The 18,193-nt window shown below is 52.7% G+C and carries 1 protein-coding gene; it reads right to left on the bottom strand.

Annotated elements, in window-relative coordinates:
* Positions 1–85 precede the first annotated feature (85 nt).
* Positions 86–18,193, bottom strand: an 18,108-nt coding sequence (locus VM802_RS21935; protein WP_325534586.1) for a non-ribosomal peptide synthase/polyketide synthase, incomplete at its 5' end; no start/stop codon positions are given.

The raw sequence follows: 18,193 nt of genomic DNA, 5'->3' as shown, positions 1-18,193 counted from the left end.
TGAGCGAAGATTAAGTAGAAGAACGTAATGAAGTATAATAAATGATAATCTTCGCTCATCAGAAAAATCAAACCAATCATATAAATCACAGTTCAGACATTACAGTCCCGGCTTCTATGAACTTCACCGTTGAAGCGTATTCCAGCATCAGGTGGATCTTTGCTTCATCCATTCTGTTCCATTTGAACTTCAGTTTTTTCAGCACGGCGTCTGTTACATCAGAGCAGAACTGCCATGCGCCTGTGTTTTCAGCTGTTTCGTTGAAGAAGTCAGCTTGCAGCAGCAGGCGGTTTACGAGATCCTTGCGGGTTTCGTAGGCATCCAGCAGACGTTCCAGGTATTGCGGCACGGTGAGCAGTGCAGTTTCCAGGCCGTAGCTGTTCATGAATGCGATGAACTCCTGTATCGTGAGCCTGTTGGGATTCAGGATATGGTAGTTGCGGTTCAGGAGCTGGCGTTTATCAAAGATCTTCAGGATGGCGGCAGATACCTGATCGACGTTGGAGAGATCCACGGGGAGGTTACTCTGCGGCGCCGCGCCGATGGCGGCGAAACCTTTGATCTGTGTATAGAATGCGTTGTTGTCGATGTTCTCCTGGAAACGGCCTGTTCCTGAATGGAAGGAGATATTACCGAGGCGGTAGATATTCACCGGGATACCTTCTGCGCGGGCTTCATCCAGCAGGCGTTCTGCCTCCAGTTTACTTTTTGCGTAGAAGTTGGTTACTACCTGTCCCTTAAACACGTCGGCTTCTGTGTAGAGCAGATCATTGCTGTCTCCGGGCCGTTCTCCTGCCACGCTGGTGGTGGAGATATGATGTATCACCTTGTTGCTGCTATTGCGGCAGTATTCCAGCAGGATCTTTACAGAAGTTGTGTTTACTTCTTCAAAGGTTTCATAACTGCCGAAGTGCTTCACGTTGGCGGCAGAGTTGACGATACTATCAACTTCTTCAAACCATTGGCTGAAACGGTTTTCATCCATACCCAACCAGGGTTGCGTAATATCTCCGTTCAGTACTTCAAGGTATGGGTTTTCTTTGTCGAGTGGCGTATCGAAGTAGAAAGCATATTTCTGCGACAGCCGGCGGAACGCTTCCTCCTGGCTGCGTGCGCGTACCAGTACAGCTATGACCGCGTCTTTACGTTGCAGCAGATCGTGCAGTAACTGCATACCGAGATAGCCGGTAGCGCCCAGCAACAGTACCTTACGGTAGGTGAGTTGTGCTGTTACATCTATGCTATCCAGCTGTGCGATGGAATGCTGATATTGTTCCTGTTGCCATGCGAGCGCTTCTTCATGAGGTCCGGTGATCGTTGGGGCGTCTTCTGTGGCGTTTGTTCCGGCGTATAACTGAATGAGCGCGGCGAGCTTGTTGCGGAAATAATCTTTTTCATAGATCACATGTTTGGAGATGCCGGCAATAGTCGGGTGCTGGAAGAGGTTATTGATTGTTACCTGGAAATGGGCCTGCATCCTGGCTATCAGCCTGATGGCGATGAGTGAGTTACCCCCTGTTTCAAAGAAATTATCGTGTATTCCCAACCTGGGTACGTGCAACACTTCTTTCCAGATCTCTGCGAGTTTCGCTTCCACTTCATTGCACGGGTCATCGGCGCCCTGTTGCTCAGCAGCGGATGTGACCACAGGTTCCGGTAGTGCTTTGCGGTCGATTTTTCCGTTGGATGTCATGGGGAGCTTTTCCATCGGCACCAGCATCGATGGCACCATGAAGTGCGGCAGCCTGCCTTTGAGGTATGCGAGGATGGCTTCTTTGTCGAACGGCCCTTGCGGCACGATGTAGGCTACCAGCCGCCTGTTATCGCCGGCGCTGCCTTTCACCAGTACGGCGGCTTCGCTGACCATATTGCAGGCGCGCAGTTCATATTCAATTTCACCCAGTTCGATGCGGTAGCCGCGTACTTTCACCTGGTCGTCTATACGGCCCATGTATTCGATGTTGCCGTCTGCACGCCAGCGGCCCAGGTCGCCGCTGCGGTACAGCATACTGCCGTCTTCCGTGAATGGGTTCTCGATGAACTTCTCTGCGGTAAGGGATTCCCTGTTAAGGTAACCGCGGGCGAGGCCGGCGCCGCTGATACAGATCTCACCCGGAACGCCTACCGGGCAAAGATTTCCGCTTCGGTCGATAATATATACCTGTATGTTGGCAATCGGTTTTCCGATGACTACCTCCTCTCCCCTTACCGGGCTATCGGTAATGGTGGCACAAATGGTAATCTCCGTAGGGCCGTAAGCATTAATGATGCGCATACCTTTTCCCTGTAAGTATTTCGCATCTTCCCTGTTGAGCGCTTCTCCGCAGGACACGACTGTTTTAACGGGACCCAGCATATCCAGCACGCCGTGCAGGTAAGATGGCGGTACGATCGCCAGGTCTACCTTACGTTTGTTGACCATTGTGGAAAATCCTGCTGAAGACAATAACTCTTCTTTCTTCGGTATTACCAGCACAGCACCGGCGCACAGTGTATTGAAGATCTCATAGCAGGAGGCATCAAAACCGAAGGAGGCAAACTGCAAGGTGCGTGTTCCCGGCCGGATGTTCATGACCTCAATATTGCAGGTTACCAGGTTCACGAGGCCGCGATGTTCTACCAGTACGCCTTTCGGCTTACCGGTGGAACCGGAAGTATAGATAACATAGATGAGCTGATCCGGTTGTAATCGTACAGGCGGTGGCGTTACAGGGTACTTGCCGGTCACCGCGGCGATGTCTTCCCACAGATGAACCTTCACCTCAGCAGTAGCCGGTGTCAGGGCAGGCATTGTTTTTTCGCTGCTCATCATCATTACTGCTCCGGAATCACTGAGCATATAGCTGATGCGCTCAGCGGGGTATTCAGGGTCCATTGGCACGTAGGCGCCGCCGGCTTTGATGATACCCAGTATCACGATGATCATGGCGGCGGAGCGGTCCATGCATACAGGCACCAGCATCTCCCGCTCCATTCCTGCTTCCAGCAGGTAATGCGCCAGCTGGTTCGTTTTTTCATCCAGCTGTTTATAGGTTAATACGGTATCCTCAAACAGCACGGCGTGGGCATCTGGTATGGATTTCACGTGCGCCTGGAAAAGATCTGTGATTGTTTTGTCTGCCGGATAGGGCGCAGCGGTATTATTGAAGCCGTGAATCAGCTGTTGTACTTCGGCTTGCTTTAACATCGTGAGTACACCCACCGGTAACAGCGGATCGATGATGATGGATTCCAGCAGCGTCTCGTAATGGGATACCATGCGCAGGACCGTTTCGCGGCTAAAGAGATCTGTACAATACTCTATAGCGCCAATAAGTCCTTCCGGCGATTCCTTGAACGAGAAGGTGAGATCCAGTACAGACGTAATGTGTTCTGCCTGGTGTTCGGTGATGGTGATGTCATTCATTTTCATGGCCGGAAGCGGCGGTGTGTTCTGCAATACAAACATTGCCTGAAACAAGGGGCTGCGGCTAAGGTCACGGTCTTTTACCACGGCATCTACTATTTTCTCAAACGGCGCATCCTGGTATTCATAGGCTGCCAGCGTCGTTTGTTTGACCTGCTGCAGCAATGATACGAACGACGGATTGCCGGAAAGATCGCTGCGAAGCGCCAGGGTGTTGATGAAGAAACCAATGAGCCCTTCCACTTCCTGCCGCGTTCTTCCGGAGATGGGCGTACCCACACAGATGTCTTCCTGCCCACTGTAGCGATATAACAAGACTTTGAAAGCAGTCAGCATGGTCATGAACAACGTTGTATCCTGTTGCTGTGACAATGCATATAACTGATCAGACAATGTTTTGCTGAAATTGAACCATAGCACTGTACCATTGCGGCTCTGCACGGCGGGCCGTGGATAATCGGCAGGTAACTGCAACGAGCCTACGCCGTTGAGTTTATTTTTCCAGTATTCGAGCTGTGCGCTCAAACCGGTGTCAGACAAATATTTACGTTGCCAGATGGCATAATCGGCGTATTGTATTTCCAGGGGCGGCAGTTGTGCATTGCGGCCTTGTGCGAGTGCTTCATAGAGCGCTACCAACTCGTGGAATAAGATACTGAGCGACCATCCGTCGGAAGCGATGTGGTGCATGGTCATCAACAGTACGTGTGATGTTTCATTCAGTACGATGAGGTCTGCCCGGAGCATGGGTTGCTTAGTGAGATCAAACGGCGGGTCCACAAGTGGGGCCAGATCCGGCATAACGCCGTCTGTTGTATGGATTACGTTCATGCGCCAATTATCCCCGGGTAGCACTACCTGGTGTGCATAGCCGTCATCCATGCGGATCACGCTGTGCAGCACTTCATGCCGCTTCATTAATGCGCTGATGGCATTTTCCAGGTGAGCGTGATGCAGCGGGCCGTCCAGCTGTAATACCATTGGCATGTGGTACTGGCGGCTGCCTTGCATCTGGTGAATGAACCACATACGTTCCTGGCTATACGAAAGCGGTACCTTTTCCGGGCGTGGCGCCGCAGTAATGGCGGGCAGCATCAATCCCCTGCCTTCCTGCTGTATGTGTGCGGCCAGCCTGGCCACGGTTACATGCGCGAAGATGGCTTTCACGGCTACTTCTACCTGTATCTGTTTTCGGATGGCTGATTGCAGGCGCATTGCCAGCAGCGAATGCCCGCCCAGTTCAAAGAAATTATCATGGATGCCGACATGGCTTACCTGCAACAGGTTTTCCCAGATCTCCACCAACTGCTGTTCTGTGAGATTGCGGGGCGCTACATAGGATTTACCTGACAACGCAGCAATATCCGGGTCCGGCAACGCACGCTTGTTCACCTTACCATTGTTGGTCAGCGGCAGTTCCTGCAACTCCGCAAAAAGGGAAGGCACCATGTATTCCGGCAATTTCGATTGCAGGTAATGAGCAATACCCTCCCTGTTGTATTTACCGGCTGGTACGATGTAGGCTACGAGCCGTTTGTTGTTGTACTGGTCTTCCTTCACCACGACCACGCTCTGGCTCACGAGATCACATTGTCCCAGTACGCTTTCAATTTCACCGGTTTCTACACGGTTTCCGCGGATCTTCACCTGGTGGTCTCTCCTGCCCATGTATTCAATATTGCCATCGGGCAGCCAGCGGCATATATCCCCTGTTTTGTAGAGGCGCGCGCCTGGCTTACCGCTCACGAAATCCGGCAGGAAGCGTTCTGCCGTAAGTTCCGGCAGATGATGATACCCTCTTGCTACCTGTTCTCCGCCGATAAACAGTTCTCCCGGCACCCCTACCGGGCTAAGGCTGTTGTTCACGCCGAGGATGTATAACTGCGTATTACTGACCGGTTTGCCGATAGGCGGCAGTACACGCTGACGATAATCAGCGACCTGCACCTGGTAAGCGCTCACTACGTGCGATTCAGAAGGACCGTATTGATTATGCAGCACCGCGCCGGTGGTGTTGAAGAAGACTTCCACGTCTTCACTCAGCTTCAGCTGTTCGCCTGCCGTAAAGAATTCGCGCAGGTACTTCGGATAAATGTTGCTTTCAAAGCAGTATGCCGCGAGGTTCTTCAATACTACATACGGCATAAACAAGCAGGTGATATGGTGTTCATTCATTTCATCCACCAATACCTTCATATCTTTCCTGCGTTGTTCTTCTACCAGGAATAATCCGCCGCCGAAGCAAAGCGTCGCAAATATTTCCTGGAAGCTCACATCGAAGTTGATACTGGTAAACTGTAATACATGCCTGCGTTCCCGGCTGCTGTACTGTCCTTCCTGCCACAGGAGCAGGTTGTACAGGGCGTGATCTGTCATCTGTACTCCTTTCGGTGTACCGGTAGAACCGGAAGTATAGATGAGGTAGGTCAATTTTCCGGGGGATGATTTTCTCACGGGATTGTGTGTTGGATATGATGACAACATGCGAAGCGATGCCTCCATATCCAGGGGCAGTACATCTTTCACTTCCATATCAGCGAGTAGTCCGCGGTTCTGCATATCTGTGAGCACCACATCTGCCGCGGTATCGGTAAGGATGTAACGGATACGCGCTTCCGGATAGGCCGGATCAACGGGAACATAGGCGCCCCCTGCTTTCAGGATACCAAGTATCGCTGCAATCATAGCGGTGGAGCGTGAGAGGCACACCGGCACGAGGGTATCGGCGTCCACGCCTTTTTCCCGGAGATAATGCGCGATGCGGTTGGCCTGTTCATTCAGTGCCGCGTAGGTTAGCCGCGCGTCTCCGTAGACAACAGCTTCCGCATCTGGTTGTGCAGTTGCTCGTTCTTCAAAGAGATCTATCACGCCTTTACCGGCAGGATAAACTACCCCGGTGTCATTGAATCCGTGCAGTAGCAGCTGTTCTTCTTCCGCAGGTAATATGGGTAAGGCGCTGATCTCACGGTCTGCGTGCGTAGCGATGGATTCCAGCAACACTTCAAAGCTTTGCATGAAACGCTTCATGGTAGCCATTTCAAAGAGATCGCTGCAATATTCCACGCGGAAGAGCAGCCCGTCTTCATTCACTACAGTATCTACGGTGAGGTCGAATTTGGACGTATTGTTGGGCATGTGTTCATCTGTAACTGTTGCCTTACCCAGTTTGGGGATAACGGCATCGGGCAGGTTCTGCAAGATGAACATGACCTGGAACAGCGGTGTGCGGCTCACATCGCGGTCGTTGGCCACAGCGTCCACGACTTTTTCAAACGGTGCATCCTGGTTCGTATAGCCTTCGAGGGTAGTTGCCTTCACCTTCGCCAGCAATGTCCTGAAATCAGGATTGCCGGAGAGGTCTGTGCGGAGGGCAAGGGTGTTCACGAAGAAACCTATCAGCGGTTCTATTTCCTGGCGCGTGCGGTTAGCAATGGGGCTACCCACACAGATGTCGTCCTGCGAAGTATAGCGATGCAGCAATACCTTGAAGGCCGCCAGCAGTGTCATAAAGAGCGTAGCGCCTTCGTGGCGGGAGAACTGTTGCAGTGTTTCAAGCAGGGCAACATTCATTTTATAGTAGAAGGTCTCTCCTTTCAGGCTCTGTGTGGCGGGGCGCGGATAATCCACGGGCAGTTGCAGGATAGCCACATCATCCAGCTGGCGCTTCCAGTAAGCCAGCTGACGGTTAAGCGCTTCCCCCTGCAGGTGACGGCGCTGCCACAACGTGTAGTCGCTGTACTGTAGCGGCAATGGACTGAGTTCGTGTGGCACACCGCTGTAGCAGCTTTCGTACAGGACTGCCAGTTCGTTTACGAGAACAGATACAGACCATCCGTCTACCGCAATATGATGTAATGTAATCAGCAATACATGTTCCTCTTCCGACACCTTCAGCAGTTCAGCACGAAGCATATAATCACGCTCGAGATCGAAAGGCCGTTCTATCGCGGTAGTTGCATATGCATGCAATGCGCGGTCATCGGCAAAGGCAGGATCATATGTTTCCGGCAATGTCCAGTTACCGGCCGGGATCACTTCCTGCCAGGGCTCTCCTTCATCAGAGCGGTATATGGTGCGCAACACTTCATGTCTGTCCAGCACCATGCGCAGTGCGCTTTCCAGTGCGGCTTTGCTGATCTTTCCCTTCAACCGTAATCCAAACGGCGAATGGTAGCTGAGGCTGCCCTGCATTCGGTCGAGGAACCAGAGCCTTTCCTGCGGATACGACAATGGCAGCCGCTCCGGTGCGTCGTTCACGCGCGTGATCTCAGGCATTGAAGTATCCGGCTGCTGATACACCAGGAAGGCAGCCAGCTTCTCCACGGTGGGATGAGCAAACACTTCCCGGATGGTTACTTCTGCGTGCAGGTCGTGGCGGATAGCAGATGTCAATCTGGTCACTAACAACGAATGGCCGCCCAGCTCAAAGAAATTATCGTATATGCCTACCTGTTGTACCTTCAGGAGGTCCTGCCAGATGCGGGCCATCGTTTCTTCTGCGGGATTGCGCGGCGCCACGTATTGCTCTGTGAGCAGCGTTGACAGATCAGGATCTGGCAGCGCGCGTTTATTCAGCTTGCCGTTAGAAGTGAGCGGCATGTTCTCCATTTCAATCAGCAAAGCCGGTACCATATACTCCGGCAGTCTGGACCGGAGCTGCGTCAGTGCGGCTGTCCTATCATAATTTTCTGTGACGGTGATATAGGCGATGAGTTGCTGATCGCGCTGTACACCGCGTACGATTACCACTGCCTGGCGGATTCCCTCCTGTTGCTGCAATGCATTTTCGATCTCACCCAGCTCGATGCGGTAACCTCTTATTTTCACCTGGTCGTCTTTACGGCCCAGGTATTCGATATTGCCGTCAGGCAGCCAGCGGCCCAAGTCTCCGGTTTTGTACATCCTGGCGCCGGGAAGCGGAGTGAATGGATCGTCCATGAAACGCTCCGCAGTCAGCTCCGGGCGGTTGAAATACCCGCGCGCCACACCGGCGCCACCGGTATATATTTCACCGGCAACGCCCACCGGCACCGGCTTCCGGTTGTTATCAAGAATATAGCCCATGCGGTTGCTCATCGGGCGGCCAACAGGAACCGGATGCGGGAAAGCTGCGTCGCTGATTTCACAGGTAAATGAGAACGTGGTATTCTCCGTAGGCCCGTAAGCGTTAATAACCGATATTCCGGGATACGTTTTCATCAACCGTTCGCAATGCGCTTCAGATATTTTCTCTCCGCCTGTCAGCACCACCTGTATCTCTTCAAATACTGTAATATCGATATCTACCAGGTGGTTGAACCAGCTGGTTGTGAAGAATATCTTGTTGGCCTGGTATTTACTGATGGCAGCTTTCAGCAGATCGCTGTTCATGAGTGTTCTCTCTGTACAAAATACCAACCGGCCGCCATTGAGCAGGGCAGCCCAGTATTCGTAGGTGACGGCATCGAAAGAAGGCGAACCGGTAGAGAGGATGGTGTCGTTGCTGGTGAGGTCGAGGTAAGTAACGCCGTTAACGAGGCTCACCACGTTGCCGTGCGTCACCTGCACTCCTTTGGGATTACCGGTTGATCCGGATGTATAGATGATATACGCCATCTGCGCAGGCGCAGGTTGTTGCGTCAGCGGTACGGACGGCAGCATGGCAACGGCGGCGGGCAGATCATCCAGGCAGATCAGTTGCGCTTGTGTATTTATCCCGTATAACCGTTCGCGATAGTTGGATGAAGTGAGCACCCAGCTGCTGTTCAGATCTTCCAGCATATAGGTTACACGCTGCGCCGGATAGTTCGGGTCCACCGGCACATAAGCGCCGCCAGCTTTGAGGATAGCCAGGATACCAATCATCATGTCTGCTGAACGATCCATACATACCGCTACCGGAGATTCTGCCGTAACACCCAGCTGTTCCAGGTAATGTGCGAGCTGATTCGTGCGTGCATTCAGCTCATTGTAAGTGAGCGTAGTATCTTCAAAGACTAATGCCACTGCATCAGGGGCGGCCTTCACCTGTTCGTCAAACAATGAAACGATACTGTGTGTGTGCGCATACGGATGTGCGGTATTATTGAAGCCAATGGTCAACTGTTGCTCTTCCGCCGGTGTCAGTATATTGAACCGGCTTACGGGTGATGCCGGGGATGCGGCGATGCCACGCAGTAACTGAATGAAATGCGCAGCAAAACGGTCTATAGTAGCTGCGTCGAAGAGATCGGTGTTGTACTCAATACTGCCGGTAAATCCATTGGTTGTTTCATCCAGTACCAACATCAGCTCAAACTGTGCGGTGGTAAATGCCACTTCTTCATTACGTGCGGTAATTCCGTCCAGTTCCAGCTGCGCTACATCCTGACTGTTGCGTACCATGAACATCACCTGGAATAAAGGCGTACGGCTCAGGTCACGTTCTTTCACTACCACCTCCACTACTTTTTCGAAGGGGGCGTCCTGGTGTTCAAAAGCTGTCAGGCAGGTATCTTTCACCTGTTGCAGCAGATGGAGGAATGACGGATCATTGCTGAGATCACTGCGCAATGCGAGGGTATTTACAAAGAAGCCCATCAGCGCTTCCATTTCCTGTTGCGTGCGGCCAGACACAGGTGTGCCCACACAAATATCATCCTGGCCGGTATAGCGGTACAGCAGCGCATTATAGGCCGCCAGCATGGTCATGAACAGGGTTGTTCCCTGTTGCCTGGAGAGCTCCTGCAATGCCTGTATCACTGTGCTTTCAATATGGAAGCTGCCAATTGCACCGTTGGATGTGCGGATGGCAGGACGCGGACGGTCTGTCATCAGTGGCAGCGGCAACACCTCTTCCAGCTGCTGTTTCCAATAGTCCAGCTGTCCGTTCAGTAAGTCTCCACTGATATGTTCACGTTGCCATATGGCATAGTCTGCATACTGTATGTCCAGTGCAGGTAATGCCGGTGTTTCTCCTGCTGCAAATGCTTTGTAGGCTATTGCGATCTCCTTCATCATCAATCCTGCGGACCATCCGTCGGATGCGATATGATGCACGATGATGACGAGCATATGTTCGTTTGCCGCCAATCTGATCAGGTGTGCGCGCAGCATATAATCTGCTGACAGATCAAACGGTGCGGCGATCAATGACATGATGAAGGCATCCAGCGCTGTTTTATCCTGCAGCCATGCCTGTCCATCTGTTACCGGCAGTTGCCAGTTACCGGCATCTATTACCTGCTGCCATGCCCTGCCGGCATTGGAACAGATAACGGTGCGCAATACTTCGTGACGGTTGATAACCGTCTGTAATGCCTGTGTAAGCGCGCTGGCATTCAGCTCACCGTGCAGCCGCACCACAGAAGGGATATGATATTGTATACTGCCTTCGAGACCGTCTATAAAATTCAGGCGCTCCTGCCCGAATGACAACGGCACTGCGGATGTAAGCCTGTGCGGCGTTACCGGCGGCAATGCATGCCTGCGGCGTGCAGCTTTCACAACGGGGGCCAGCCTTGCTATGGTGCGGTGACTGAATACTGTTCTTACGGGTACTTCCACCTGCATCCTGCTGCGCAGCAATGATTGCAGCCGCATAGCGAGGAGCGAATGGCCACCCGATTCAAAGAAATCATCATGAATGCCGATACGGTCTGTCTGTAAGAGATCCTGCCAGATCGCAGTCAGCGAGCCTTCTACCGCATCACGGGGAGGCATATACGCTTGTGCGGGCAGCAGGGAAGCATCGGGCGCAGGCAGCGCTTTTCTGTCTGCCTTACCGTTGGCAGTAAGCGGTATATGGCTCACCGGTATGATCAACGATGGCACCATATAATCCGGCAGCTGCTTCCTGAGATACACGAGCAATGCTTCCTTATCAAATGCTTCTCCCGGCACTATATAGCCGATCAGGTATTTGTCGCCGTTTGGCTGTACCCCTGCCACTACGGCTGCATTTACGACATGCTCATCAGCTATCAGCGCCTGTTCCACTTCGCCTGGTTCTATACGGTGGCCGCGGATCTTCACCTGGTCATCGGTACGGCCAAGGTAGAGCACATTGCCTTCATGCGTCCAGCAGGCCCTGTCGCCGGTCTTGTAAAGGCGTGCTTCGGCAGCGAAAGGATGCGGAATAAATTTTTCTTCATTCAGTATATCCTGGTGGATGTAACCGCGGGCGACGCCGGCGCCGCCTACATACAGCTCTCCTGCAACACCGACAGGCGCTGGTCTTCCGGCGTCGTCCAGTATATAAGCTGTTCGATTGTTAAGCGGGCGGCCGATAGGTGTGCTGCCGGTTTGTGTTTCTCCTGTTATGTGATAGCTGAGGGAGAAAGTGGTATTTTCCGTTGGGCCGTAAGCGTTAGTGAGGGAGATATGCGGGTATGTTTTCCGGAAGATGCCGGCGTGTTTTTCCGACAACTTCTCTCCGCCTGTCAACACGGCCGTCAGCGGTTCAAACACCGTAATATCCGTATCTATCAACTGACTAAACCAGCTGGCAGTAAAGAACATTTTAGTTACCTGGTGGCGTTGTAAAGTGTCTTTCAGCAATTGTGTATCCAGCAGGTTGCTGTCTGCGCTCAGTACGAGCCTGCCGCCGTTCAGTAAGGCGCCCCAATATTCAAAGGTGGTGGCGTCAAAAGAAAGTGAGCCTGCGGAAAGGATAGCATCTGTTTCTGTATGCGTGACGTATCCCGGATTGATGACGAGGCTGATCACGTTCTGATGTGTTACCGCCACACCTTTAGGCTGTCCTGTAGATCCGGAGGTATACATCACATAAGCGAGGCTGCCGGGTGTAACAGTTGCCTCCACAACAGCTTGTGTTGCCGCTACCTCTTCCACGCAGATAATATTGCGTTGCGGCATAATGCCGTGTATCCGTTCCCGGTAGTTTCCGGTAGTGAGGATCACGGGGGCATTGCAAGGGTGCAGCATACGGCTGATACGTTCATCAGGATATTGCATATCCAGGGGAACATACGCAGCGCCGGCCTTCAGGATGCCAAGTATAGCCGGCATCAGGTGCAATGAGCGGTCCAGGCACACGGGCACCATCATCTCGTTCTCCACGCCGTTGTTACGCAGGCATTGCGCGATCCGGCCGGCGCGTTCATCGAGCATACTGTAAGTCAGGTGGCTGTCTTCAAATACGACGGCCACCGCATCGGGGTTACGCAGTACCTGCTCGTGGAACAGGGACAATATGGTGGCATCCTGCGGATAGTCTGCCTGCGTATCGTTGAAGGTAATCAGGAGTTGTTCACGTTCTGCGGCTGTCAGGAGTTCCAGGTCTTTCAGCCGGGCAACGTTACCACCTGCGATCTGTTGCAGCAGCTGCTCAAAATGACCGGCGATCATTTCTGCACTATGCACACCCAATGCGGTTTCGTTAGCAATGAAACCAATGCTGATTCCATTGTTGGTCATTATGCGGAGTGTGAGCGGATAGTTGGTTTGTTCCAGTACATCGAGGTGACTGAACTGCAACTTCCATTCTTCTGAACGGAGTACATCACTGAAGGGGTAGTTCTCAAATACCAGCAGCGTATCAAACAGTTCTCCCGTAATGCCTGCTTCCCGCTGTATTTCACTCAGCGCAGCATATTGGTGTTCCCGGCTTTGCAGCTGCATATCTCCGATACGTTGCAGCCATGCGGTAAGCTCTTCTTCTTCCTCAATAGCAGCGGCCAGTGGCAGCGTGTTGATATAAAGGCCTATGCGCTGTTCTATGGCGGGCAGTTCATCCGGGCGGCCAGCCACGGTGATACCGAATACAATATTATTGCTACCGGTATAGCGGTATAACAGGTACGCCCACACGCCCTGCATCAGGGTATTAAGCGTAATGCGGTGCTGTTGTACATAATGCATTACAGCTGCCGCTACCGGCGCATCCAGCTGCAGCAGTGTTTCGCGGTATACGGGCTGTTGCCCTGCCGTAGCTGTTTTTACGAAAGGCAGGCTGGTGCCGGTGGTCATATCACGGAGCGTATGTTTCCACCAGGCCGCTTCCGTGTCTTTATCCCGTTGTCCGAGGAAACGGATATAATCACTGAAATGATCTGCCGTATAAGCCGGCGCCGGGCGGCCTGCTGACAATTCTTCGTATAGCCGCACCAGTTCTTCCAGCAACACCGGCAGCGACCAACCGTCCATCAACATGTGATGGTAAGTCCATTGAAAACGGTAGTGGTGTTCACCGAGCCGGATGAGGCAGATGCGCATCAGGGGCGGCGTGGTGAAATCAAATCCACGCCGGCGGTCTTCTTCGAGGAAGGCGGTCAGTGCGGACTGTTGCGCCGCAGCATCCATTTCCCTGTAATCCAGGCGGGTAACAGGTAATAATGCTTCCTTGTATACACATTGCACGGGTATGTCGAACTGCTGATGATAAAAGCTGCTTCTGAAAATACTATGGCGCTGCATCAGCACCTCCCAGCAACGGATAAAAGTATCTTCATTGACAGCAGTCATTTCAAAGCTCAGCTGCTCTATATAAGCGGGGGAATGTTCATCATACAATCCATGGAACAACATGCCTTCCTGTAATCCGGTAAGCGGGTAGATGCCTTCTACCTGCTCCCTGCGCGTATCCAGGAATGCATCCCAGGCGGTATTGGAGACGATGCCCTGTAGTCCGAAATCTGCCGGCGTGGTTGCCGGTTGCTGCTGCACGCAATGTGTTGTTATGGCCGTCAGCTCTTGCAGGAAATCTGCTGCCAGCTGTTGTATGGAGGTATCTTCAAAATGATGGCGGCTGAAGCTCCATTGTATTTGCAATGCGCCGTCATGCACCACAGCATCTACCGACAGCTTACCGGGTACTATCCTTTCGTTGCCGGATGAAGCATGTAATGATTGCAGCGCTACCCATGCGTGGCTGGTATTGTCTGCCTGACCAAGATAGTTGAAGGTTACTTCCCACGGCTCCTCACCCTGCAATGCAGGATGCGTTGCCATATATTTCAGTGCGCCGTATCCGATACCTTTATCCGGCACCTGATGCAGCTGTTCCTTTACTTCCTTCAACTGTGCGCCGATACCTTCAGCAGGCAGCTCCAGCAGTAACGGGTATTGGGTGGTAAACCAACCCACTGTGCGGTGCAGGTCTATGCCAGGTGCAATATCTTCCCGGCCATGTCCTTCCAGCCCGATCATTACGCGGGGTGCGCCGTTCCAGGCGGCAAGCACCCTGGCGAAGGCGCACAGCAAAATGTCGTTGATCTCTGTATGATAGGCTTTGGAAGCATCTTTCAGCAGCTGCTGCGTAAGGGCAGCTGACAGCTGTGTTTTGTATACACCTGTATCAGCGGCCGTTACCGGACCGATATATGGTTTGTCTGTCCGCAATGGTTGTTGTGATGCGGTACTATGTTCCCAGTAAGGCAGCTGCCGGGCAGCGCGGGCGCTGCGGGCATAGTTTGCCAGGGCCTCTCCCCATTGCCTGTAGGAGGCACTTTTCCGTGCTTCGAGTGGTTTTCGTGTAGCCAGTAACGTTACGAGATCGTCCGTAATGATACGCCAGGATACGCCATCCACTGCCAGGTGATGCACTACCAGCAACAGCTTGCTGGCAGCAGTTCCGGGCATTATCATCAACACAGCCTGTACCAGCTTTCCGGCAGTGATATGCAATCCCTGCTGGTATTGTTGTACCACGGCATCTACTTCTTCCGCAGTGCCGGTCTTCATTTCCACTACCTGCCATGCAGCGGATGCGTGACCATAGGTTTGTATCCAGCCGTTGTCCTGTCTGGTGTAGGCGAATCTTAATGCATCATGATAGTGCGTAAGTTGTGTAATGGCTTCCGCTATAGCGGCGGCGGGTATTTCCCGGTTCACATCCAGCAGCACATATTGATTGAAGTGCGTAGCAGCGTTACCGTTGGTACTGAAATACCACTGTTGTATGGGGAGTAATGCCGCAGCGCCGGAAAGGGCTCCCTGCTCCGCATGGCCGGTGGTATGTTGACGTGTACCGATCAGCAGCGACAGGCGGTCAATTGTCTGGCGAGCGAAAATATCCTTTACCTGGAGTTCATATCCGACACGCTTCACCCGGCTAACCACCTGCATGGCAATAATGGAATCGCCTCCCAGTTCGAAGAAATTATCGTATATGCCTACACGTAGTGCGTGCAGCAGTTCCTGCCAGATACCGGCCAGCAGCAGCGCTTCCGGCGTTGCCGGCGCTACATAGGCCGTGTGTTCCGATTCGTTGTTGCCGGGAGCAGGTAATGCCTGTTTGTCTACTTTACCGTTGGCGGTCAGTGGTATAGCGGGCAGTATCATCAGGTGTGCGGGCGCCATGTATTCAGGCAATTTTTCTTTCAGCCGTGCACGCACCGCTTCCCTGCTGAATATGCTTGTTACCACCAGGTAGGCCACCAGTTTTTTATGTGGCCCGTCATCTGCGCGGGCTATCACCACGGCTTGCGTCACACCTTCGCATTGTTGTAATACCTGCTCTATCTCACCCAGTTCAATGCGGTAACCGCGGATCTTGACCTGATCATCAGTACGGCCCGTGTAAGCGATGTTTCCATCGGGTAACCAACGCCCGGTATCGCCGGTACGGTATAAGCGTTCACCGGGAGTATGGGTAACGAAATCTGTGGTGAACTTCTCTGCTGCCAGTTCCGGCTGGCTGAGGTAACCGCCGGCTATCTGTGGCCCTCCCAGGTATATTTCCCCGGTAACGCCGACGGGTACACGATTTTTATGCTGATCGAGAATATATACCTGTACCGTATCCACCGGTTTGCCGATGGTCACGAGCGGATCACCGGGATGGACCGGCGCCACTGTAGCCCATACCGTGCACTCCGTAGGCCCGTATTCGTTGTACATCGCCACAGCCGGAAGCTGGTCGTGGTGGCGCGCTACCAGCTTCGCATCCAGCGCCTCTCCCGCCAGTATCACCCGCTTCAGGGCAGTTTTGTTCAGCAGGTGTTCATCGAGCAGAAAACGGTAGTAAGAGGGCACACATAGTATACTCTCTGTGCTTTGCAGCAGTTGTTTTACAACGGCTGCATCTTTCAGTTGCTCGTCCCTGGCTATCAGCAGGGTTCCGCCGGAACAAAGCGTGCCGAAGATCACCGCAACGGAAGAATCGAATGAGAAGGAAGGGATAAGCAGCATCACGCCGGTATTGCCGTAGTAACTGCACCTTGACATGGTTGATGCGAGCAATCCTTTATGCTGCACCATAACGCCTTTCGGGGTTCCAGTAGAACCGGAGGTATAGATCACATAAGCGGTATCCTGCGGGCGCAAAGTGGCCGCAGGAGGAATTTCCGGCAGCATGGTGATTTGTGGCCAGACTGCTGCCAGGCGCACCACCTGCACATCGTTGTGGTCATAAGCTGTATTGGTAAGCAACAACGAGGCGGTAGTGTCCTGCAGCAGATAACCAATCCTGCTCTGCGGCCAGGCCGGATCTACGGGCACATAGGCCGCGCCGGTTTTCAGCACGCCCAGTATGCACACGATCATTTCAGCTGAACGTTCTATCAGCAGCGGCACCATGCCTGAAGCGTCAACGCCGCTGTTCCTGAGGTAATGGGCCAGCTGACCGGAGCGGCGGTCAAGCGCTTTATAAGTGAGTGTAATATTTTCAAACTGTACTGCCGGGGCATCGGGCGTCAGCAATACCTGTGTACGGAAAAGATCCAGAATAGTTTGTTGTGGGGCGGCCGGTGTTAACGGAGGATTGAAGCTTTTCAGCAAAGCGTCTTCTTCTCCGGGGATGACTGCTATACTTTCAATGCTATCATGCAGTCTGCCGGAAAACTGCCCCATGATAAAAAACAACCGCTTCAGCAGCAGGGTTGCTTCTGCTTCATCCATATACTGTGGCTGAAAATCCACACGTAGCTGCAACGCTTGCTGGCGGCCGTAATCACGCCATACCATTTCGAGCGGATAGCTTATTTCCCCGCTGGGCAGATCGTAGGTGGCGCCATGTAATTGTTCACCGGCATCTATATTGAAATCAGCGTTGAGCTGATTCACGATGATCTGCATGAGTGGTGTATCTCCGTTATTATTTTTAAGATGCCTGTTGAGATCTCCTAACTGATAGTGCTGATGGCGGAAGTCCTGGCGCCTGGTGGCCGCAATGTCCTTCAGTAAGGACGCTACCGTCATATCCTTTGCGATAGTACCTTTGAAAGGCAGGATACCAGTAAACATGCCGGGGATAGAAGCCGCTTTCTTTTTTTTTCGTTTATGCAGCGGTGTGCCGAAAACAAATTCGTGTTGCGTTGTAGTCCGGTTGAACCAGATCATGAGGGCTGCCATCGTGAGCTGTTGCAAGCTGGCGCCCGTGTGTTGCTGCAGTTTTTCGAGCATGGCCGTTTCTGCGGGCGACATGTCCTTCACCAGTGTGGCGGCCTTCTTGTCAGATGACAGCATGGGCTTTCTTTCCAGCAGGGGAAATGCTCTCTCTCTTAGTTTCTGTTGCCAGTAGGCGCCCTCGCGGGCGTACGCCTCGCTTTCGTAATAGGCTCTGGCATGTTGTATCTCGTCCTGATAGGCAGGGAAACAGAAGCTGGCTGTATCATCCTTATATCTGGCAGCGATGTAGCGCGTAGTAGCGGCCACGCCATAACCATCGGTCAGCAGGTGATGATATTTGGGAAAATACCAGTGCTCTTCTTCACTGATTGTAAGGAGGTATTGTTCTGTGAGCAGTTGATCTTTGCTGATCCGGAAGGGTTGGCCCATTTGTTCTTTCATCCATGCGATGGCTGTTTCGCGGTCCTGCCCGCTAAAATCAACGGGCGTAACATGGAGGACGGGGCATGTATCTTCAAA

Source organism: Chitinophaga sp. (assembly GCF_035538455.1).
GTDB lineage: Bacteria > Bacteroidota > Bacteroidia > Chitinophagales > Chitinophagaceae > Chitinophaga.
Note: the sequence above shows the minus strand (reverse complement) of the source record. Positions and strands in the feature narration are given on the sequence as shown.